The organism is Xanthomonas sp. MLO165 (assembly GCF_018831305.1).
GTDB classification, from domain to species: domain Bacteria; phylum Pseudomonadota; class Gammaproteobacteria; order Xanthomonadales; family Xanthomonadaceae; genus Xanthomonas; species Xanthomonas arboricola.
This window is the reverse complement of the sequence record NZ_CP029263.1, coordinates 2,659,800-2,679,404: the sequence shown is the minus strand read 5'-3', so window position 1 is coordinate 2,679,404 and position 19,605 is coordinate 2,659,800. Positions and strand designations below refer to the sequence as shown.

The 19,605-nt window shown below is 66.4% G+C and carries 19 protein-coding genes; 9 read left to right on the top strand and 10 right to left on the bottom strand.

Features of this window, described 5'->3' with window-relative positions:
* Positions 1-13: 13 nt before the first annotated feature.
* From ubiG to DGN21_RS11305, 3 genes are all read left to right on the top strand, one after another.
* Entirely contained in the window at positions 14-733 is a 720-nt protein-coding gene (ubiG, locus tag DGN21_RS11315) for a bifunctional 2-polyprenyl-6-hydroxyphenol methylase/3-demethylubiquinol 3-O-methyltransferase UbiG (protein ID WP_024940414.1), read from the top strand.
* Between the two features lie 115 nt (positions 734-848).
* On the top strand, positions 849-1,514 hold the full coding sequence (locus DGN21_RS11310) for a phosphoglycolate phosphatase (protein WP_160954549.1): 666 nt from the start codon (positions 849-851) through the stop codon (positions 1,512-1,514).
* A 28-nt stretch (positions 1,515-1,542) separates the two neighbouring features.
* The gene (locus tag DGN21_RS11305; RefSeq protein WP_160954548.1) at positions 1,543-2,232 is read left to right on the top strand and encodes a squalene/phytoene synthase family protein; all 690 of its coding nucleotides are present in this window, start codon (positions 1,543-1,545) and stop codon (positions 2,230-2,232) included.
* 174 nt (positions 2,233-2,406) lie between these two features.
* Here the strand turns inward: DGN21_RS11305 and DGN21_RS11300 are convergent, their stop codons facing one another.
* Complete coding sequence (locus tag DGN21_RS11300; protein WP_160954547.1) at positions 2,407-3,588, bottom strand: putative acyl-CoA thioester hydrolase; 1,182 nt, start codon at positions 3,586-3,588, stop codon at positions 2,407-2,409.
* A 414-nt stretch (positions 3,589-4,002) separates the two neighbouring features.
* Here DGN21_RS11300 and DGN21_RS11295 point away from each other — a divergent pair, with 414 nt between their 5' ends.
* Both DGN21_RS11295 and DGN21_RS11290 read left to right on the top strand, forming a co-directional pair.
* Positions 4,003-4,491 carry a pyridoxamine 5'-phosphate oxidase family protein gene (locus tag DGN21_RS11295; RefSeq protein WP_024940409.1) on the top strand — a complete coding sequence of 163 codons (489 nt, stop codon included), beginning with the start codon at positions 4,003-4,005 and terminating at the stop codon, positions 4,489-4,491.
* 177 nt (positions 4,492-4,668) lie between these two features.
* Complete coding sequence (locus DGN21_RS11290) at positions 4,669-4,959, top strand: hypothetical protein (protein ID WP_104589885.1); 291 nt, start codon at positions 4,669-4,671, stop codon at positions 4,957-4,959.
* 9 nt (positions 4,960-4,968) lie between these two features.
* Here DGN21_RS11290 and eutC read toward each other — a convergent pair whose 3' ends face one another.
* From eutC to yidD, 6 genes are all read right to left on the bottom strand, one after another.
* A complete protein-coding gene (gene eutC, locus DGN21_RS11285) occupies positions 4,969-5,820 on the bottom strand; it encodes an ethanolamine ammonia-lyase subunit EutC (RefSeq protein ID WP_160954546.1) in 852 nt (283 codons plus the stop codon).
* Positions 5,817-7,226, bottom strand: a complete 1,410-nt coding sequence (locus tag DGN21_RS11280) for an ethanolamine ammonia-lyase subunit EutB (protein WP_039521883.1) — start codon at positions 7,224-7,226, stop codon at positions 5,817-5,819. Before DGN21_RS11280 ends, eutC begins: the two co-directional genes overlap by 4 nt.
* A complete protein-coding gene (eat, locus tag DGN21_RS11275) occupies positions 7,223-8,587 on the bottom strand; it encodes an ethanolamine permease (protein ID WP_024940405.1) in 1,365 nt (454 codons plus the stop codon). Before eat ends, DGN21_RS11280 begins: the two co-directional genes overlap by 4 nt.
* Before the next feature lie 207 nt (positions 8,588-8,794).
* Positions 8,795-9,634, bottom strand: coding sequence for a M23 family metallopeptidase (locus DGN21_RS11270; protein WP_160954545.1), 840 nt, complete (start codon positions 9,632-9,634; stop codon positions 8,795-8,797).
* Positions 9,634-10,983, bottom strand: coding sequence for a dihydroorotase (locus DGN21_RS11265; protein ID WP_160954544.1), 1,350 nt, complete (start codon positions 10,981-10,983; stop codon positions 9,634-9,636). Before DGN21_RS11265 ends, DGN21_RS11270 begins: the two co-directional genes overlap by 1 nt.
* The gene (gene yidD, locus DGN21_RS11260; protein WP_046343020.1) at positions 10,980-11,267 is read right to left on the bottom strand and encodes a membrane protein insertion efficiency factor YidD; all 288 of its coding nucleotides are present in this window, start codon (positions 11,265-11,267) and stop codon (positions 10,980-10,982) included. Before yidD ends, DGN21_RS11265 begins: the two co-directional genes overlap by 4 nt.
* Before the next feature lie 90 nt (positions 11,268-11,357).
* Here yidD and dksA point away from each other — a divergent pair, with 90 nt between their 5' ends.
* Complete coding sequence (dksA, locus tag DGN21_RS11255; RefSeq protein WP_080689536.1) at positions 11,358-12,401, top strand: RNA polymerase-binding protein DksA; 1,044 nt, start codon at positions 11,358-11,360, stop codon at positions 12,399-12,401.
* A gap of 198 nt (positions 12,402-12,599) precedes the next feature.
* On the opposite strand, the gene DGN21_RS11250 is transcribed toward dksA, so the two are convergent.
* The 3 genes from DGN21_RS11250 to cysS all read right to left on the bottom strand — a co-directional run bounded on the left by DGN21_RS11250 (position 12,600) and on the right by cysS (position 15,998).
* Positions 12,600-13,850 carry an MFS transporter gene (locus DGN21_RS11250; protein WP_039521872.1) on the bottom strand — a complete coding sequence of 417 codons (1,251 nt, stop codon included), beginning with the start codon at positions 13,848-13,850 and terminating at the stop codon, positions 12,600-12,602.
* Positions 13,847-14,284, bottom strand: a complete 438-nt coding sequence (locus DGN21_RS11245) for a SufE family protein (RefSeq protein WP_016903219.1) — start codon at positions 14,282-14,284, stop codon at positions 13,847-13,849. The genes DGN21_RS11250 and DGN21_RS11245 overlap by 4 nt, the downstream gene beginning before the upstream one ends.
* Positions 14,285-14,573: 289 nt before the next feature.
* A complete protein-coding gene (gene cysS, locus DGN21_RS11240) occupies positions 14,574-15,998 on the bottom strand; it encodes a cysteine--tRNA ligase (RefSeq protein ID WP_160954543.1) in 1,425 nt (474 codons plus the stop codon).
* Between the two features lie 186 nt (positions 15,999-16,184).
* Between cysS and DGN21_RS11235 the strand changes: the two genes are divergently transcribed.
* From DGN21_RS11235 to DGN21_RS11225, 3 genes are all read left to right on the top strand, one after another.
* Positions 16,185-16,682, top strand: coding sequence for a hypothetical protein (locus DGN21_RS11235; RefSeq protein ID WP_024940007.1), 498 nt, complete (start codon positions 16,185-16,187; stop codon positions 16,680-16,682).
* Between the two features lie 312 nt (positions 16,683-16,994).
* Complete coding sequence (locus DGN21_RS11230; protein WP_104569960.1) at positions 16,995-18,020, top strand: N-acetylornithine carbamoyltransferase; 1,026 nt, start codon at positions 16,995-16,997, stop codon at positions 18,018-18,020.
* A 71-nt stretch (positions 18,021-18,091) separates the two neighbouring features.
* Complete coding sequence (locus DGN21_RS11225) at positions 18,092-19,336, top strand: argininosuccinate synthase (protein WP_126966082.1); 1,245 nt, start codon at positions 18,092-18,094, stop codon at positions 19,334-19,336.
* Positions 19,337-19,605: the final 269 nt, after the last annotated feature.

Sequence of the window (19,605 nt, the reverse complement as noted above, 5' to 3'; positions counted from 1 at the left end):
CACGGAGCTCCGCATGAATCCGAATCCCCAATCCAATTCCAGCAACTTCCATCAGAGCGAGCTGGACAAGTTCGCGGCGCTGGCCAACCGCTGGTGGGATGCCGACGGCCCGCAGAAGCCGCTGCATGCGCTCAATCCGGTGCGTCTGGACTATGTCTCCGCGCGGCTGGGCCTGGCCGGCGCGCGCGTGCTCGATGTCGGCTGCGGCGGCGGTCTGCTCAGCGAGTCGATGGCGCGTCTGGGCGCCCAGGTCACCGCGATCGACCTGGCGCCGGAGCTGGTCAAGGTGGCGCGCCTGCACAGCCTGGAATCGGGCGTGCAGGTGGATTATCGCGTGCAGTCGGTGGAAGACCTGGCCGCCGAACAGCCGGGCAGTTTCGATGCGGTGACCTGCATGGAAATGCTCGAACACGTGCCGGACCCGACCGCGATCATCCGCGCCTGCGCCAGCCTGCTCAAGCCGGGCGGCAAGCTGTTTTTGTCCACGCTCAACCGCACCCCGGCCGCGTTTGCGCTGGCGGTGGTCGGCGCCGAATACATCGCGCGGCTGCTGCCCAGGGGCACGCATCACTACAAGGATTTCATCAAGCCGGCAGAGCTTGCGGCGTGGTTGCGCAGTGCCGAACTGCAGCTGGAAGATGTCAGCGGCATGGTGTACGAGCCGTGGCGCAATCGTGCGCGCCTGTCGTCGCGGACCGAGGTCAATTACCTGGCTTATGCGGTGAAGCCGTGACGGGCGGGGATTGGGCAGTGGAGATTCGGGATTCGCAACGGCACGTGCGTGTTTGATGTCGGCCGAATCGCAATTTACCGATGACCGCAGGCAAGCGCAGAGTAGCGGGGCGGCAATGAAGTTTCCGCGTGCGGTGTTGTTCGACCTGGATGGTACTTTGCTCGATAGTGCGCCGGACATGCTGGCGACCGTCAACGCGATGCTGGATGCGCGCGGGCGTGCGCCAATCGCCTTGGCGCAGTTGCGTCCGGTGGTGTCCAAGGGCGCGCGCGCGATGCTGGCGGTGGCGTTTGCCGACCTCGATGCGCTCGAGCGCGATACGTTGGTGCCGGAATTCCTGCGTCGTTACGAAGCCTTGATCGGCACGCAGTCGCAGCTGTTCGACGGTGTCGAAGAACTGCTGCTGCGGCTGGAGCGTGCAGGTTGCGTCTGGGGCGTGGTCACCAACAAGCCCGAATATCTGGCCCGGCTGATCCTGCCGCAACTGGGATGGGAGCAGCGCTGCGCGGTGCTGATCGGCGGCGATACGCTGGCCAAGCGCAAGCCGCATCCGCTGCCCTTGCTGACAGCGGCCGAGCGCATCGGGGTTGCGCCGGCGCACTGCGTCTACGTCGGCGACGACGAGCGCGACATCCTGGCCGCGCGCGCGGCGGCGATGCCGTCGGTGGCGGTGTTGTGGGGCTATCGCCTGCACGACGACGAGCCGTCGCGCTGGCAGGCCGACGTCCTCGTCTCGCAGCCGCAGACGCTGTGGGATGCCGTGGCGTGGCCGCAGACCTGATCTTCTTTCGTTTTCTTCTGGACCCGCCATGAGCCAATCCAGCGCTCTCGACAGTTTTCTCGACAAGTGGCGCACGCGCTGGCCGGAATGGTCGGTTGCCGAGCCCTTCATTCCCGAGCCGCAGCGACGCCTCACGGCGGCCTGGTTTGCGCTGCTGCAGGAATGGGAAGACATCATGAACATCGCCGGCGACCCGTTGCCGGCCGACGCCAAGCTGGCATGGTGGCAGCAGGAGCTGCGCGACTGGTCGCAGCAGCGTTCGCGCCATCCGCTGGGGCGCGTGCTGGAGCCGGTGCCTGCGCCATGGGCGCAGTTGGCCGACACCTTGCCGGCGATGCAGGACGCCCGTGCGCAGCCGCAATCGTTGCAGCAGGCATTGGCGAGATTGCGTGCCTTCGCCGAGGCTGTGGTCGGCGTGGAAGCCACGCTGTTTGCGCGCACCCAGCCTGGCGATGCCACCGCAGTGGCGCTGCAATGGCTGGATGCACGCCAGCGTGTGGCCGGCGACAGCGCCGCACCTGGCGACATGACGCTGGCCGCATGGCGCACGCAATTGCTGCGCGCCTGGCCGCGCAAACCGGCGTTGGCGCGCCCGCACCGGGTATGGTCGCGGCTGGCACGCCTGCGCCTGCAGCGCGAGTTTGCCGGCAAGGCCGCCTATCCACCGCCCATGCAGCAGTTGTGGCATAGCTGGCGTGCTGCCAGCGGCGCGGACTGAGCGCGCGGATCTGGTTCCGTCACTGCACGACCAACGACGTGGCGATGGTGCCGCAATCGTAGGAAACGACAACGCCTGTCGGCGTACCGCATCACACGGCTTGCCGACAGGCGGGGGTGGCAACGTCAACGCGTTGCGACGTGGTGCTCCAGGACGACCTGGCGTGGCGAGCCATCAGTCCGCGCTGCCGGCACCGCTATTGCCGTATTCGTAGAACCGGTTGGCCGAATTGGCGCAGTTGCTGCTGCAGTACGGGCGGCTGACGGTGGAGGCATTCCACGGTGCGGTCTTGCGGATGTGGCTGCCCAGGCTGGAATTGCGCACCGTGACCTGGCCATTGGGTGAGGTGCCGTTGACGTAGGCGGACAGGCTGCTGATGCCTTCGTCCCAGGCGCGCCCCAGGTAGGTCTGGTTGTCGGGTGATCCGGAGCCGGCGACGAAGCGGCTATTGATCGCCAGGAACCCATAGGCACTGCCCGGACGTGTGCTTGGCGCAAAGATGTAGCCGCCACGGCTGCTGCCCAGGCGCGCACCGGCCGAGCGGATGGTGGCGTTGTCGAACACGCCCACACCCGAGCCGAAGATAAAGTCGACATCGCCTTCGATCGTGCTGTTCTTGAAATAGGCGCGGATCACATTGGCGGCATTGGTCGCACTGATCAGCAAGGTGTCCTGATTGCCGGTCACCAGCACGTCTTCGAAGCTGGCCTGGTCGCCACGCACCGCCAGCGCGACTGCCGACTGGTTGTTGTCCTGGTAAGTGTCTTCGACATAGTTGTTGTCCACGCGCAGGTGACGCGCCTGGAAGCCGGCGGCGCGCACGGTCACTGTCGCGCTGTTGGAGGTGCCCACCGTGGTTGCCGCTGCATTGCTGGCACAGGGGTGACTTGCGGTGCCGGCCGGCTTGGGCGTGGGGTTGGCGTTGTTGAAGCGGATGACGGTGTCGGCGGTGTTGGTGCCCAGGCCGAACACGGTCAGCGGCGGCGCGTTGGTCGGCACGCAGACCAGTTCGGTGTAAGTGCCGGCCTTGATGCTGATGTAGCGACGGGTGCTGCCGCCGGCAGCGACAGCGGCATCGATTGCCGACTGCACGGTGCGATAGCGCGTGGAGCCATCGGCGGCCACGGCGAAGTCTGCACTGAGCAGCGCCACCCCTGCAGTGGGATTCCAGTTGTCGGTGACCAGGGCGGTGATCGGGCCGGCCTTGGCCAGGGCCTTGGAGATGGTGTACGTGCTCGCCTCGCTACTGGTGAGTTGTGGGCGGCTGGCCGTGCCGGTCAAGGCGGTGGCATCGGCGCTGACAAGGCTCAGCAGGACGGCGGCGATACAGGTCGTGCGCAAGGGCGATGCAGACATGAGTGGCGCTCTCTCGGAAGGGACGCAGACGATTGATGGATACGCTTCAGCCGCCGCACGTCGCGTGCATGTGCCACAACCATGGCGCAGCACGCGATCGGCGGATGCCGGTCACCGCGTCCGGGTGTTCCTGGATGGCGGAGCAATCGGCGGGGCGATCTTACTGACGTGGTCGCTATGGCGGTCTGGCGTTCAGATGCAATGTCCAAGAGCTTCGGTGGCATCACGCTCTGCAACGTGACTGCGTCGCAAACAGGCGCCATTGGCTTGCGTGATTTATGCAGGTGCACCATTTCACCGGAGGCGATCGCGTTGCCGCCATGTGCAGGCAGGAGTGCACATCGTCACATGCCGTGGGCGGGGAGACTTCCAGACTGAGTCACCCGCGTAGACACGCGCATGTGAGACATCGAGATGGCAGACCCCAAAGAGCTGCAGGAAAAATTCTGGAAAGCCCTGAAATCCGATCGCACCGTGATGCTTGGCCTGGATGGCGTGGAAGACGGGCATGCCCGCCCGATGACCGCACAGATCGAAGGCGATAGCGGTGGTCCGATCTGGTTCTTCACCTCCAAGGACAATGCGCTGATTGCCATGCTGGGGCAGGGCCGCCGCGTCATCGGCGCCTTCAGCAGCAAGGGGCACGACCTGTTCGCCAGCATCAGCGGCTCGTTGCGCGAAGACACCGATCCGGCCGTGGTCGAGCGCCTGTGGAACCCGCATGTGGCTGCCTGGTACGAAGGCGGCAAGGACGATCCCAAGCTGGCGCTGCTGCGTCTGGACACCGATCACGCGCAGATCTGGCTCAACGGTTCCAGTCTGCTGGCCGGTATCAAGGTGTTGTTCGGCGTCGATCCGAAAAAGGATTACCAGGACAAGGTGGCGGACGTTCCGCTGCGCTGAGGCCTGCTGCACGCCTGCACGATCTTCGAGATGGTGTAGGCGTTCTCATTTCACTGCTGTCGCTTGCGCAAGCGCCGATCCAGTCGTGAGGCTGGATCGGCGTTGTCAGCCTGGATTGCAGACAAGAACGTTCATGGCACTGCGCGTTCACGCGCTGCCTGACAGAGGAGACACAAGATGCAACAGATCGAAATCGGCCAGATGGTGTTTCTGCGCGATGGCGAAGTCGGCGTCGGTGCCGTCCGCGAGGTGCGCAAGGATGGCGCCGAGCTGGTCATCAATATCGAAAACGGGGGCGACTTCGTGCTGCCTGCGTCGGTGGTGCGTGATGTGCATTCCGGCAAGGTGATGCTGGATGTCGCGCAACTGCCGGAAGACGTACGCAATGCCCTGCGCCATCCGCACGACAACGAGTTGCCGACCAGCACCTATGCGGCCAGCGATCCGCACGATGGCGCGCTTACCTAATTAGGTCGGCTAGCCGCACCCAGCTTCAGCGTCTGGTGGCGCGCCATCAGGAAGCAGAAACGTCCGCGGCGCGGCATCGGACGGGCCCGCCGACGGCAGCGCCGGTTGCTCGGCCTCGTCCTTGAGTTGCACACCGGACAGCTTGCGCCGGAACGATTCGCGCAGCAGGTACGCAAGCTTGTGCGTGGCTTCGGCGTAACTCAGTCCTTCGGCGCGGATATTGGAGATGCAATTGCGCGCGGCGTCGGTCAGGCCGACGCGTGGGGTGTAAGTCAGATACAGGCCCAGGCTGTCGGGCGAGCTCAGGCCTGGCCGCTCGCCGATCAACACGATCACCAGGCGCGCCTTGAGCAGTTCGCCGACTTCGTCGCCGATGGCGACGCGGCCTTGCGCGATCAACGCTACCGGCGCCAATGACCAGCCTTCGTGTGCGGCCAGCGCGTCGATATGCTCCAGCATCTGCGCCGCATGTCGATGCACCGCCAATGCAGAGAGTCCGTCGGCGACCACCACCGCGATATCGTGCCCGCCGCCGTGGACCGCAGTCAGGCCACGCAGGTGCGCGGCCGCATCCTCGCCCAGGCGCCGGCCCAGATCCGGACGTTGCAGATAGGTGTGCCGGTCCACCGCTGCGCTGTGCAGCAGAATGCTGTCCCGCCCGCGCTGTTGCAGCGCTGCCTGCAGCGGCTGTGGGTCGAGTGCCAGATGCACCGCATCGCGCGCCTGCGCATGCGCAAGCTGGAAATCCAGATGTGCCGCGGTCGGCAGGCTGGTGCCGACGCGCCCCAGCGCAATGCGCGCCGGTGTGAGCTCACGCAGCTGCGCCCAGGCATCGCGCGGAGGGGTGGTGGGGCTGCTCATTGCACGCTGCCGGCGTTCAATTGCTCCAGCGCACGCCGGAACGGTGCGGGAAGCTCGCTGCCGAGTTCGAAACGGCCATCGCGCAGGCGCAGGATGCCCTGCTGTTCCAGCCAGTGCTCGAACTCGGGCGCAGCGCGCAGCCCGAGCGCCTGGCGCGCATACAGCGCATCGTGGAACGAGGTGGTCTGGTAGTTGAGCATCACATCGTCGGAGCCGGGAATGCCCATGATGAAGTTGATGCCGGCGGTGCCGAGCAGGGTCAGCAGCACGTCCATGTCGTCCTGGTCGGCTTCGGCATGATTGGTGTAGCAGATGTCGCAGCCCATCGGCACGCCCAGCAGCTTGCCGCAGAAGTGATCCTCCAGCCCGGCACGGATGATCTGCTTGCCGTCGTAGAGATATTCCGGGCCGATAAAGCCCACCACGGTGTTCACCAGCAGCGGCTTGAACTGCCGCGCCACGGCATAGGCACGTACCTCGCAGGTCTGCTGATCGACGCCATGGTGCGCATTGGCCGACAACGCGCTGCCCTGGCCGGTCTCGAAATACATCACGTTGTCGCCGACACTGCCGCGCCGCAGCGACACCCCGGCGTCATGGCCTTCCTGCAGCAGCGCCAGATTGATGCCGAAGCTGGCATTGGCCGCTTCGGTGCCGGCGATCGACTGGAACACCAGGTCCACCGGCACACCGCGGTTGATCGCGTCGATGGTGGTAGTGATGTGTGCCAGCACGCAGGACTGCGTGGGGATCTGGTAGCCGGTGATCACCGCATCGAGCATGCGCAGCAACGCGGTGGTGGCGGCCAGGCTGTCGCTGGCAGGATTGATGCCGATCACCGCATCGCCGTTGCCGTATAGCAGGCCGTCGAGCACGCTGGCGGCGATGCCGGTGGCATCGTCGGTAGGGTGGTTGGGCTGCAGGCGCGTGGACAGGCGGCCACGCAAGCCCAGCGTATTGCGAAAGCGCGTGACCACCCGCGTCTTCTGCGCGACCAGGATCAGGTCCTGCACGCGCATCAACTTCGAGACCGCCGCCACCATCTCCGGCGTCAGTCCGGGCGCCAGTGCGGCCAGTGCCGCTTCGTCGGCCTGCGCACTCAACAGCCAATCACGAAAGCCGCCGACGGTAAGATGCGCCACCGCAGCAAATGCGGCCGCATCGTGCTGGTCGACGATCAGGCGGGTGACCTCGTCCGATTCGTACGGCACCACCGCTTCATCGAGGAAGTGACGCAGCGGCAGGTCCGCCAGCGCCATCTGCGCGGCCACCCGCTGCAGCCCGGAGTCGGCGGCGAGCCCGGCCAGTTGGTCGCCCGAGCGCGGCGGCGTGGCCTTGGCCAGCAAGGTCTTGAGATCGGCAAACTGGAAGCGCTCGCCGCCAGCGGTAAACGCGAACCCGCTCATCTGGCACTAGCCGCAGGCGTGGCCTGGCTGCGCAAGCTCAGCACGCAACACAGCGCACCGAACAGCAGCAGGCCCACGAAGATCAGCGCCACGATCGGGTTGAACCAGACCATCGCCACCAGACACACCAGCGCCAGCAGCAGCGCGATTGCCGGCACCACCGGATAACCCGGCGCACGAAAGCTGCGCTCCAGCCCGGGTTCGGCGCGGCGCAGCTTGAACAGGCTGAGCATGCTCATCACATACATCACGATCGCACCGAACACCGACATGGTGATCATCGCCGCGGTCAGCGACATGCCCTGGATCTTGACCACGCTGTCGCTGCAGATGGCTGCGATGCCGATCGCGCCGCCGGCAAGAATCGCGCGATGCGGCGTGCGAAAGCGCGACAGCCTGGCCAGCCCGTGCGGCAGGAACCCGGCACGCGCCAACGCGAAGAACTGCCGCGAATAGCCCAGGATGATGCCGTGGAAGCTGGCCACCAGGCCGAACAGGCCGATCCACACCAGCATATGCAGCCAGGTCGAGCTGTTGCCGACCACGGCCTTCATTGCCTGCGGCAACGGGTCGTTGATGTTGGAGAGCTGACGCCAGTCGCCGACCCCGCCCGCAAACACCATCACGCCCAACGCCAGCACCACCAGGGTGAGGATGCCGGCGATGTAGGCGCGCGGAATCGTGCGCTTGGGGTCCTTGGCTTCTTCGGCCGCCATCGCCGCGCCCTCGATCGCCAGAAAGAACCAGATCGCAAACGGAATCGCGGCAAAGATGCCGGAAATGGCGGCCGGGCCGAACACATCGTTACCGGCCCAGCCATTGGCGGCAAAACGCGCAACGCTGAAGCCCGGCGCCACGACGCCCATGAACACCAGCAGCTCGATCACCGCCAGCAAGGTCACGATCAGCTCGAAGGTGGCGGCGATCGCCACGCCGACGATGTTCAAGCCCATGAAGATCGCATACGCGCCGATCGCGGCGATGCGCGGGTCCAGGGTCGGGAACTGCACGTTGAGATAGGCGCCGATCGCCATCGCGATGGCCGGCGGCGCGAACACGAATTCGATCAGCGTGGCCAGGCCCGCCAGCATGCCGCCGTAGGTCCCGAATGCGCGCAGGCTATAGGCGAACGGCCCGCCCGCATTGGGGATGGCGGTGGTCAGCTCGGTAAAGCTGAAGATGAAGCAGGTGTACATCACCGCGACCAGCAGCGTGGTCACCAGAAAACCCAGCGTGCCGGCGGTGCCCCAGCCGTAGCTCCAGCCGAAATACTCGCCGGAAATCACCAGACCCACGGCGATCCCCCACAGTTGCCAGGTGCCCAGGGTGGGTTTGAGTTGCTCGTTGCGCATGTCGCACATCTCCTGCGGTCGGGGGAGGGGAGATGACGCAGGTCCGGCGGCTAGGTACCGGACCGACGGCCAGTGACCGATCGTCCACCGATGCCCGGTGACGATCGACGGTCGTCCCGGTTATACCCCAAAGCCCTGCGGCGAACACAAGCGCAACGGGTGGGTCGCAGACACCATGCCGCCGCGCCGGCCCTGCCGGCACACCGCGCGCGCTAGCTATTTGCTGCGCTCAAGCACCAGCAGCGGATCGATGCGTACATCGAACCAGTTCATCCCCCAATGCAGATGCGGCCCGGTCGCGCGCCCGGTGGCACCGACTGCCGCAATCACCTGGCCTTGCTCCACGCGGTCGCCCACCTTCACGTCGATGCGCGACAGGTGCAGAAAATTCGAACTCACCCCGAAGCCATGGTCCAGCAACACGGTGCCGCCGGTCAGATACAGGTCCGGCGCGGCAAAGGTCACCACGCCGGCAGCCGGTGCCTTGACCGGCGTGCCGGTGGGCACGGCGATGTCCATGCCCGAGTGGCCGGCACCGGGCTGGCCGTTGTAGACGCGCGCGTTGCCGAAGCGCCCGCTGATGCGGCCCTGCACGGGCCAGATGAAGGCCTGGGCGAAATCGGTGCGGGCATCGTCGCGGTCACGCGCGGCGGTGACCTGCGCCTGCTCGCGCTTGATCCGCTCGGCGATCGCCGCAGGCGGATTGACCGTCTTGGGCGGCACGCCGTTGACGCGCTCCACCGGCCAGTCGCGCGGCGTCACTGCGATGCTGGCGGTCTGTTTGCTGCCATCTGGCCGGGTGATCTGCACCTGCAACGGTCCGCTGGCGTCGCGGCCGATGCCGAACACCACGCTGCCATAGCCACTGACCCGCAAGCTGCGGCCGGCGTACTGCACCTGGCTGCCCGCCGGCACCTTGCCGATCACCAGCGCGCCCTGCGAAGCGCTTTGCGGAAATACCACCTCCGCGGCGTCGGCGGACTGCGCAGCGACGCTGCCGGCAGCGAGCGAGAGCGGCGCCAGCGCAAGCCAGGCGCCAACCATGGCTGCGCGCATCAGCGGTCGAAGGTCAGGCGCTGACCGGCGGCAGCGCCAATCAATTGTTCGCCATCCCACACCTGCTGGCCGTTGACCCAGGTCGCGGCGATACGCGAACGGAACGTGGTGCCTTCGAACGGCGACCAGCCGCACTTGGACAGCACCTGCTCGCGCTTCACGGTGAACGGGGTGTTGTCGATCATCACCAGGTCGGCGAAATAGCCTTCGCGCAGGAAGCCGCGCTCTTCCACATCGAACAGCTGCGCCGGCGCATGCGCGAACTTCTGCACGATGCGGGTGATCGGCAGCTTGCCCTCGTGCACCAGCTCCAGCGCGGCGACCAGCGCGTACTGCACCAGCGGCAGGCCGGAGGGCGCCTGTGCGTAGGGCTTCTGCTTTTCTTCCCAGGTATGCGGGGCGTGGTCGGTGGCGAGCACGTCGATGACGTCCTCGGCCAGCGCCTGGATCAACGCCAGGCGGTCGTCGGCGTCCTTGATCGCGGGGTTGCACTTGATCAGGTTGCCCAGCCGCGCGTAATCGCTGCGGTCAAAGCGCAGGAAGTGGATGCAGGTCTCTGCGGTGATGCGCTTGCGCAGCTTGCCCTCTGCATCGACCAGCGGGCCGGCCTCGAACAGCGCCAGCTCGTCGGCGGTGGAGATATGCAGCACGTGCAGGCGGGTGTTGTGCTTGCGCGCCAGCGACACCGCCAGCCGCGAGGACTTCAGGCAGGCCTCGCGTGAGCGGATGTCCGGATGCATCTCCGGGGTCAACGCGTCGCCGTACTTTTCCTTGTACTGCGCCAGCGTCGCGTCGATGGTAGGGGTATCTTCGCAGTGGGTGATGATCGGCGTCGGCGCGTCGCGGAAGATCGCGTCCAGCGTCTCGGGGTTGTCGACCAGCATGTTGCCGGTGGAGGCGCCCATGAACACCTTGATGCCCGGGGCGGTCTTCGGGTCCAGCGTCTGGATCGCGGCCAGATTGTCGTTGCTGGCGCCCATGTAGAAGCCGTAGTTGGCCCAGGCGCGCCCGGCCGCCGCGTCGTACTTGGCCTGCAGTGCGGCCGCGTCCAGGGTCGGCGGATTGGTGTTGGGCATGTCCATGAAGCTGGTCAGGCCACCGGCCACCGCGGCGCCGGATTCGGTCGCGATATCGCCCTTGTGGGTCAGGCCGGGCTCGCGGAAGTGCACCTGGTCGTCGATCATGCCCGGCAGCACCCAGCGTCCGGCCGCGTCTACCACGGTGTCGCCTGCGGCTGGGGCGATCTTGCTGGCGATCTTGGCGATGCGGCCGGCTTCGATCAGCAGATCGGCGTCGAATTCCTTGCCTTCATTGACCAGGCGGGCGTTGACGATGAGGGTTCGGCTCATGGATGAGGTCCTTTGCAACTACAGGAAGGGGAAGCGGGCGAGGACGCGGGCGCGTCGGGGACGGGATCGAACCCGCCCGGATGAAAGGGATGGCAGCGGCCAAGCCGGCGTGCGGCCAGCCAGCAACCGCGCAGCGGGCCGAAGCGGCCGATCGCGGTCATCGCGTATTCCGAGCAACTGGGCGCAAAACGGCAGCGCGGCCCCAGCAGGGGGCTGATGAACCGCTTGTAGAAGCGCAGCAGCGCGATGAGCAGGCGTGAGATCACTTGCCAATGATATGCCACTTGGATTAATACGTGGTTGCCGGGGGTCCGTGGGGTAAGCTATAAAGGCCCGCTTTCCCGGGCCCCGGGGGAACCAAGGATGAGCGTTTCGTGGCTGCTAAAAAACCTGCAAAAAAGGCCGTAGAGGCCGCCAAGAAGTCCGCCAAACCCGTTGCGAAGAAGGCAGCGGCGCCTGCCGCTGCAAAACCGGCCGCCAAGCAGGTCAAGCCGGCTGCCAAGCAAGCGGTTGCCAAGAAGGCAGCTGCGAGCAAGACCGCGGCCAAGCCGGCGCCGGTCGCCAAGACCGCAGCGTCCAAACCCGCGGCCGCCAAACCTGTAAAATCTTCTGTCGCCAAGCGTGCTGCCAAGCCGGCGGCGAACAAGGCAGCTCCGGCTGCCGCCAAACCGGCCGCCAAGCCGGTGGCGCCCAAGTCCGTACCGAAGCCGGCTACCAAGTCGACTCCGGCCAAGTCAGTCCCGGTCAAGGCTGAAAAGCCCGCGCCCGCACCGGCCTCCAAGGCCGCCCCTGCGAAGCCGGCAAAGCCTGCGACCCCGTCACTCAAGAATCCCGTGCCCGTTTCGAAATCTTCAGCAAAAACGCCAACCAAAACCGAAGCCCCCGCCAAGCCCGCCGCGACCCGTCCGGTCGGCAAGGTGGCCGTGGCCGTGACCTCCAAGCCGTCCAGCCCGACCCCCAAGACCAAGTACAAGGTGGTCGAGTACAAGACCGATGAGGCCACCGGTCGTCCGATCCTGCCGCAGGGCTACAAGCCTGCAGCCGATGAGGAGTACATGAGCAAGCTGCAGCAGGAGTACTTCCGTCAGCGTCTGCAGAGCTGGCGCAACGACCTGATCGAAGAGTCCAAGCAGACCATCGAAAACCTGCGCGAAGAAGTGCGCGACATCGGCGACGAAGCCGAGCGTGCAACGCGCGAGACCGAGAACTCGCTGGAGCTGCGCACCCGCGACCGTCATCGCAAGCTGATCGGCAAGATCGACAGCACGCTCAAGCGTCTGGAAGACGGCGACTACGGTTACTGCGTGGACACCGGCGAAGAAATTGGCCTGGATCGGCTGGAAGCGCGCCTGACCGCCGAACGCACCATCGACGCCCAGGAGCGTTGGGAGCACCTGCAGAAGCAGCAGGGCGACTGATCGTTCGACCAGGTCCAGGCCTTGTCCGTCGACTGAAAGACCCCGCCATGTGCGGGGTTTTTTTATGCGCATCGTGCCAGCGCAACGGACGTTGCAGTGGTCGACACGCCTGGCGCGTGTCATGCGGCCAGGCAGGCATCGATCAGGTGATATCGATCAGACCTGCGGGCACCGTCGCAGACTTCACTGCCGCAGACCTCACTGCAGGTCGCGCAGATCCAGCTTGCGCAGCTTCGGCGCCTTCCACGCGGTGGTGGCGACCACGCCCAGGGTCACGCAGCCGCCGATCACCACGGCCGGCACCAGGCCGACCAGGCGTGCCATCACGCCGTCGTAGAACGCACCCAGCTCGTTGGACGAGCCGATGAAGATGCCGTTGATCGACGACACCCGGCCGCGCATCGCATCGGGCGTGGCCAGCTGCAGGATGGTCTGGCGCACCACCACCGACACCCCGTCGCACATGCCGTAGACCAGCAGGATCGCCGCCGACAGCCAGAAATGCCGCGACAGGCCGAACGCGATGGTGCACAGCCCGAAGCCGGCCACCGACAGCATCAGGATGCGCCCGGCATTGCGCTGCAGCGGGTGCCGCGCCAGCCACACGCCGACCACGATCGAGCCCAGTGCCGGGGCGCCGCGCAGGATGCCCAGCCCTTCCGGGCCGTAGTGCAGGATGTCGTGGATGAAGGCCGGCAGCATCGACACCGCGCCGCCCAGCAGCACCGAGAACATGTCCAGCGCCATCGCGCCCAGCATGATCTGGTTGGACAGCACGAACTGCGCACCTTCGGCGATGCTGCGGAAGATCGGCGCACGCGGGCCTGCGTTGACTGGCTCGCTGACACGCAGCAGCGCCAGCGCCAGGATCGCCACCAGCGCCACGCCGGCGGCCACGCCATAGGCCAGGCCCTTGCCGCCCCAGCCGACCAGCACGCCGCCCAGCGCCGGGCCGATCACCATGCCGGCCTGGAAGGTGACGCTGCCGATGCTGGCGCCGCGCGCGAACGCCTCGCGCGGCAGCGCACGTGCGAACAGCGCGTTGTAGACCGGCGACAGGAACGAGCGCGCCGCACCGGTCAGCGCGATGGCCGCGTAGATCGGCCACACGCCCTGCACCGGCAGCCAGCCATGGGTGATGGCCAACAGCAGCAACGCAGTGGCGACCAGGCCCAGCACCGCGACCATGCCGAGGCGTCGGCGCGGCAGATGATCGACCAGATAGCCGGCAAACGGCGCGATGCAGAAGAACGGCAGGATCTCCGCCAGGCCGATCAGCCCGAGCGAGAGCGGATTGCGGGTGATCTCGTAGATATGCCAGCCGACCGTGACCGCGACGATCTGGTACGACAGCATCGCCGCCACGCGATACAGCAGCACCAGGCCGAAGCCGGGGTGGGCGAGCAGCGTACGCAGCGAAGCGGCAGGCGAGGGCGTCGGCGTGCTCACTGCTGGGCGCGGGCGGTGTCGCGGATGAAGGCCAGCATTGCCGCCACGCCGTTGCTGCGGGTCGGCGACAGATGCTTGGCCAGCCCGATGCCGGCGATGTAGTCCGGCTCGGTGGCCAGGATTTCCTGCGCACTACGCCCGGAGTACACGCGCAAGGCCAGATAGATCAGCCCGGAGACGATCGCTGAGTCGCTGACGGCGTGGAAGTCCAGCCGCTCGGCATTGCCCTCGGGCACGATCCACACCATCGACTGGCAGCCATGCAGGCGGTGTTCTTCGGTCTTCCACTGTTCGGGGAAGCTGGGCAGCTTGCGGCCCAGGTCGATCAGGTACTGGTAGCGCTCGGACCAGTCGCCGAAGAAGGAGAACTCCTCGGCAATGGCGGCCTGTGCGTCGACGGCGGTGGGTTCAAGCGGGAAGGGGGTGGTGGTCATCAAAAAATCCAGATTCGGTCGGTGGTAGCGCTGCCCGGCGACACCGCAATGGCGCCCCTCACCCGCCGGGGCGAGAAGGCGCGGTTTGCGCGCCATTGGCGCGCGTGCCTTGGAGCGCCCGCGCCGCCAGCGCGGGCCGGGGCGCGGAGCGGGGAGGGTACGGGCGAAGCCTCGCTGGAATTCGATGCGGGTGGCTTCGCCCTTACCGCAAGGAAGGTGCATGTGGCTGCGCTCGCACCCTGATCCGCCCCTGCGGGGCACCTTCCCCCGAAGGGAGAAGGGAGGAGCGTCATGCGCGCTTCCAGCGCACGCCTTGCGGGGTGTCTTCCAGCACGATGCCTTCGTCGGCCAGCTGCGTGCGGATGGCGTCGGCGCGGGCGAAGTCCCTGGCTTTCTTGGCGGCATTGCGTTCCTCGACCAGCGCCGTGATGCGCGCATCGTCGCCGGCGTCGGTGCCGCGCGAGAACCAGGCGGCCGGGTCCTGCTGCAGCAAGCCCAGCGCCAGGCCTGCGCCGAGCAGCCGCGACTTCAGCCCGGACAGCGCGGCAACACCTGCCGATGCGTCGCTGCCCTGTGCGAGTTGGGTGCGCAGCGCGCGGGCCTCGGAGGCAATGCTGGCGATGACCGACAATGCAAGCGGGGTGTTGAGGTCGTCGTCGAGCGCGGCTTCCACCTCGTCGGGAATCGTGGCCGGCTGCGCGGGGGCGATCCCGGCAGCGTGTTCGGCCGCGGCCAGGTCGCGCAAGGTGCCGTACAGCCGGTCCAGCGTGTTCTTGGCCTGGTCGATCAGGCCATCGGACCAGTCCAGCGGCTGCCGGTAATGCGCGCTCAGCAGTGCGTAGCGCAGCGCCTCGGGCGGGTGGCGGGCGATCAGGTCGTGCACGGTCTCGATGTTGCCCAGCGACTTGCTCATCTTGGCGCCGCTGAAATTGAGCATGCCGTTGTGCAGCCAGAACCGCGCAAAGGTCGCCCCGCCATGCGCGCATTCGCTCTGCGCGATCTCGTTCTCGTGATGCGGGAATTGCAGGTCCACGCCGCCGGCATGGATGTCGATGGTCGGGCCCAGGTGCGCGGCAGCCATCGCCGAGCATTCGATATGCCAACCCGGGCGGCCGCGGCCCCAGGGCGAGTCCCAGCCGGGCAGCTCGTCGCTGGAGGGCTTCCACAGCACGAAGTCGCCGGGGTCGCGCTTGTACGGCGCCACGTCCACGCGCGCGCCGGCCAGCATCTCGTCCGGGTCGCGGCGCGAGAGCTTGCCGTAGTGCGCAAAGCTGGCCACCGCGAACAGCACATGGCCTTCGGCGGCATAGGCATGCCCGTTGGCAATCAGCTGCTCGATCATCGCCACGATCTGCGGGATATGCGCGGTCGCTTCCGGTTCGATGTCCGGCGGCTGCACGCCGAGCGCGGCCATGTCCTGGCGGTAGATCGCGGCGAAGCGGTCGGTGATGGTCGAGATCGGCACACCCTGCGCCTGCGCGGCGGCGTTGATCTTGTCGTCCACGTCGGTGATGTTGCGCGCGTAGCGCAGCGCGCCGTAGCGCCGGCGCAGCAGGGCGGCCAGCACATCGAACACGACCGGGCCGCGGGCGTTGCCGATATGCGCGTAGTTGTAGACGGTGGGGCCGCACACATACAGGGTGGGGCTGGACGGATCGAGCGGTGCGAACGGCTCGACCCGCCGCGTCAGGTTGTTGTGCAGGCGCAGGCTCATCGGCATCTGAAAAAGGATAACCGGGCGATTCTAGCCGGTCGCGGCGATGTGGCGAACCAACCGCACGCGCGCAGCAGCGCCGGTGACCGGATGGGCTGCGTTCAGCCCAAGGGATCGCAAGCTCCATACACTTACGTATTGCCTGGCTGCGCCCTCCTGGTACTGATGCGACCTTCCCCGTTCTTCCTGCTGCTCTGTGTGTTCGCCTGGCAGGCATCGTCAGCGCACGCGGCGGAAACCGATCCCAAGAACCGGGTGGTGGTGATCGAGAACGTGAAGCTGGATTACGCGCAGGTGCTCAATGTCGAGCCGGTCTATCAGACCCTGCGTGCCACCCGCATGGAGGAACAGTGCGAGGCCGAGCAGGTTGCGCCGGTAGCAGCGGCACCGGTCGAGGACGAAGGCCGTATCAACCGGATGGTGGATTCGGTCAAGGAGATGTTCTCCCGTCGCCCCGAGCCGGCGTCCGTGCCGATGGCGGTGCCGCCGACCAGCACACGGCGCAACTGCCGGGTGGTGGAAGTGCCGCGCGAGTTCCGGCGGCCGATCGCCTTCGATGTGGATTACGTCTACAAGGGCACCAAGTACCGTTCGCGGCTGCCGGAAGACCCGGGTAACCGGCTGCGCGTCCGCGTGTCGGTCACCCCCTACATCCCCGACGCCATCGTCGCGCCGCCGCGCTGAGCCGCGCGGCGGTTGCGCCGTGCCCGCATGCATGCGAGGATTCGCGCCCTATGTACGCAAACGCCTTTCAGCACGACACCAGCGCCGCCCGAATGGCCTCCGGCATGACCTCGCGTGCCCGCCGACCGGAATCCCACATTTTCGCTGGGTAACCGGAGCGTTTTGCTGTTCCGCCGTTGAAAACCCAGCCCGCAGGCTGGGTTTTTTCGTTTTGAAGTCACAAAAGTTTCAACCGCAAGAAACGCGCATGTCGCGCACCCCGCCGCTCCTGGCGGACCACGCAGCAGAAGCACGCAGCACAAGGATCGATCGATGTCACTGAAGCACTTCTTGAACACCCAGGACTGGAGCCGCGCCGAACTGGACGCGCTGTTGACCCAGGCCGCGTTGTTCAAACGCAACAAGCTGGGAAGCGAGCTGAAGGGCAAGTCGATCGCGCTGGTGTTCTTCAACCCGTCCATGCGCACCCGCACCAGCTTCGAGCTGGGCGCGTTCCAGCTGGGCGGGCATGCGGTGGTGCTGCAGCCGGGCAAGGACGCCTGGCCGATCGAGTTCAATCTGGGCACGGTGATGGATGGCGACACCGAGGAGCACATCGCCGAAGTGGCGCGGGTGCTGGGCCGTTATGTCGACCTGATCGGCGTGCGCGCGTTCCCGAAGTTCGTCGACTGGTCCAAGGATCGCGAGGACCAGGTGCTCAGGAGCTTCGCCAAGTATTCGCCGGTACCGGTGATCAACATGGAGACCATCACCCACCCGTGCCAGGAGCTGGCGCACGCGATGGCGTTGCAGGAACATTTCGGCACCCAGGATCTGCGCGGCAAGAAGTACGTGCTGACCTGGACCTATCATCCCAAGCCGTTGAACACCGCGGTGGCCAATTCCGCGCTGACGATCGCCACCCGCATGGGCATGGACGTGACCCTGCTGTGCCCGACGCCGGACTACATCCTGGACCCGCGCTACATGGACTGGGCAGCGCAGAACGTGGCCGAAAGCGGCGGCTCGCTGCAGGTCAGCCACGACATCGACAGTGCCTACGCCGGTGCCGACGTGGTGTATGCCAAGAGCTGGGGCGCGTTGCCGTTCTTCGGCAACTGGGAGCCGGAAAAGCCGATCCGCGACCAGTACCAGCACTTCATCGTCGACGAACGCAAGATGGCGCTGACCAACAACGGCGTGTTCTCGCACTGCCTGCCGCTGCGTCGCAACGTCAAGGCCACCGACGCGGTGATGGATTCGCCCAACTGCATCGCCATCGATGAAGCCGAGAATCGCCTGCATGTGCAGAAGGCGATCATGGCTGCCCTGGTGGGCCAGGGCAGCCGGGATTCGTGATTGGGGATGTGGGATTCGCAACGGCGAACCCGGCTCCCGACCCAACCTAGTCAACTTCTAAAGAGACCCCCATGTCGCAGCAGACCGCTTCCACCAATCCCGAATCCCCACTCTCCAATCCCGGCACAAAAAAGGACATCGTCCTGGCGTTCTCCGGTGGCCTGGATACCAGCTTCTGCATTCCGTATCTGCAGGCGCAGGGCTATGCGGTTCACACCGTGTTTGCCGATACCGGCGGGGTGGATGCCGAGGAGCGTGATTTCATCGAAAAGCGCGCGGCCGAACTCGGTGCCGCCAGCCATGTCACCGTCGATGGCGGCCCGGCCATCTGGCAGGGCTTCGTCAAGCCGTTCGTGTGGGCGGGCGAGGGCTATCAGGGCCAGTACCCGTTGCTGGTGTCCGACCGTTACCTGATCGTCGACGCCGCGCTCAAGCGCGCCGAGGAACTGGGCACGCGCAGCATCGCGCACGGTTGCACCGGCATGGGCAACGACCAGGTGCGTTTCGACCTGGCAGTGAAGGCGCTGGGTGATTACCAGATCGTGGCGCCGATCCGCGAGATCCAGAAAGAACACACCCAGACCCGCGCCTACGAGCAGAAGTACCTGGAAGAGCGCGGCTTCGGCGTGCGCGCCAAGCAGCAGGCCTACACCATCAACGAGAACCTGCTCGGGCTGACCATGTCCGGCGGCGAGATCGACCGTTGGGAAGCGCCAGGCGAGGGTGCGCGTGGCTGGTGCGCGCCGCGCAGCGAGTGGCCGGCCGAGCCGCTGACCGTCACCCTGAAGTTCGTCGAAGGCGAGGCCGTTGAACTCAATGGCAAGGCGCTGCCTGGCGAGCAGATCCTGGCCCAGCTCAACAAATTGTTCGCGCCCTACGGCGTGGGCCGTGGCGTCTACACCGGCGACACCGTGATCGGGTTGAAGGGCCGCATCGTGTTCGAGGCGCCAGGCCTGATCTCGCTGCTGACCGCACACCGCGCGCTGGAAGATGCGGTGCTGACCAAGCAGCAGAATCGCTTCAAGCCGGATGTGGCGCGCAAGTGGGTGGAGCTGGTGTACGAGGGCTTCTATCACGACCCGCTCAAGACCGACATCGAGGCATTCCTGAAGTCGTCGCAGGCCAAGGTCAATGGCGAGGTCACGCTGGAAACCCGCGGCGGCCGCGTCGATGCGGTGGCGGTGCGTTCGCCGCACCTGCTCAACACCAAGGGCGCGACCTATGCGCAGTCGGCCGACTGGGGCGTGGAGGAAGCGGAAGGCTTCATCAAGCTGTTCGGGATGAGCTCGACGCTGTATGCCCAGGTGAATCGCTGAAGTTTCAGGGCACGTATGCAAAGCCCCTCTCCCCCGGGGCGAGAGGCACGGCGTACGCGCCACTGGCGCGCGTGCCTTGGAGCGCCCGCGCCGCAAGCGCGGGCCGGGGCGCGCAGCGGGGGTGAGGTGAGGGTGCGAGCGAAGCTCCCGCAGGGTGCGGTGCACTCGGCTTCGCCCGTCCCCTCATCCGCCCCTTCGGGGCACCTTCTCCCGGTGGGAGAAGGGTGGCCTGGATGCGCTGTAGGTGTTGTTTGCGCAACCTCGCACCA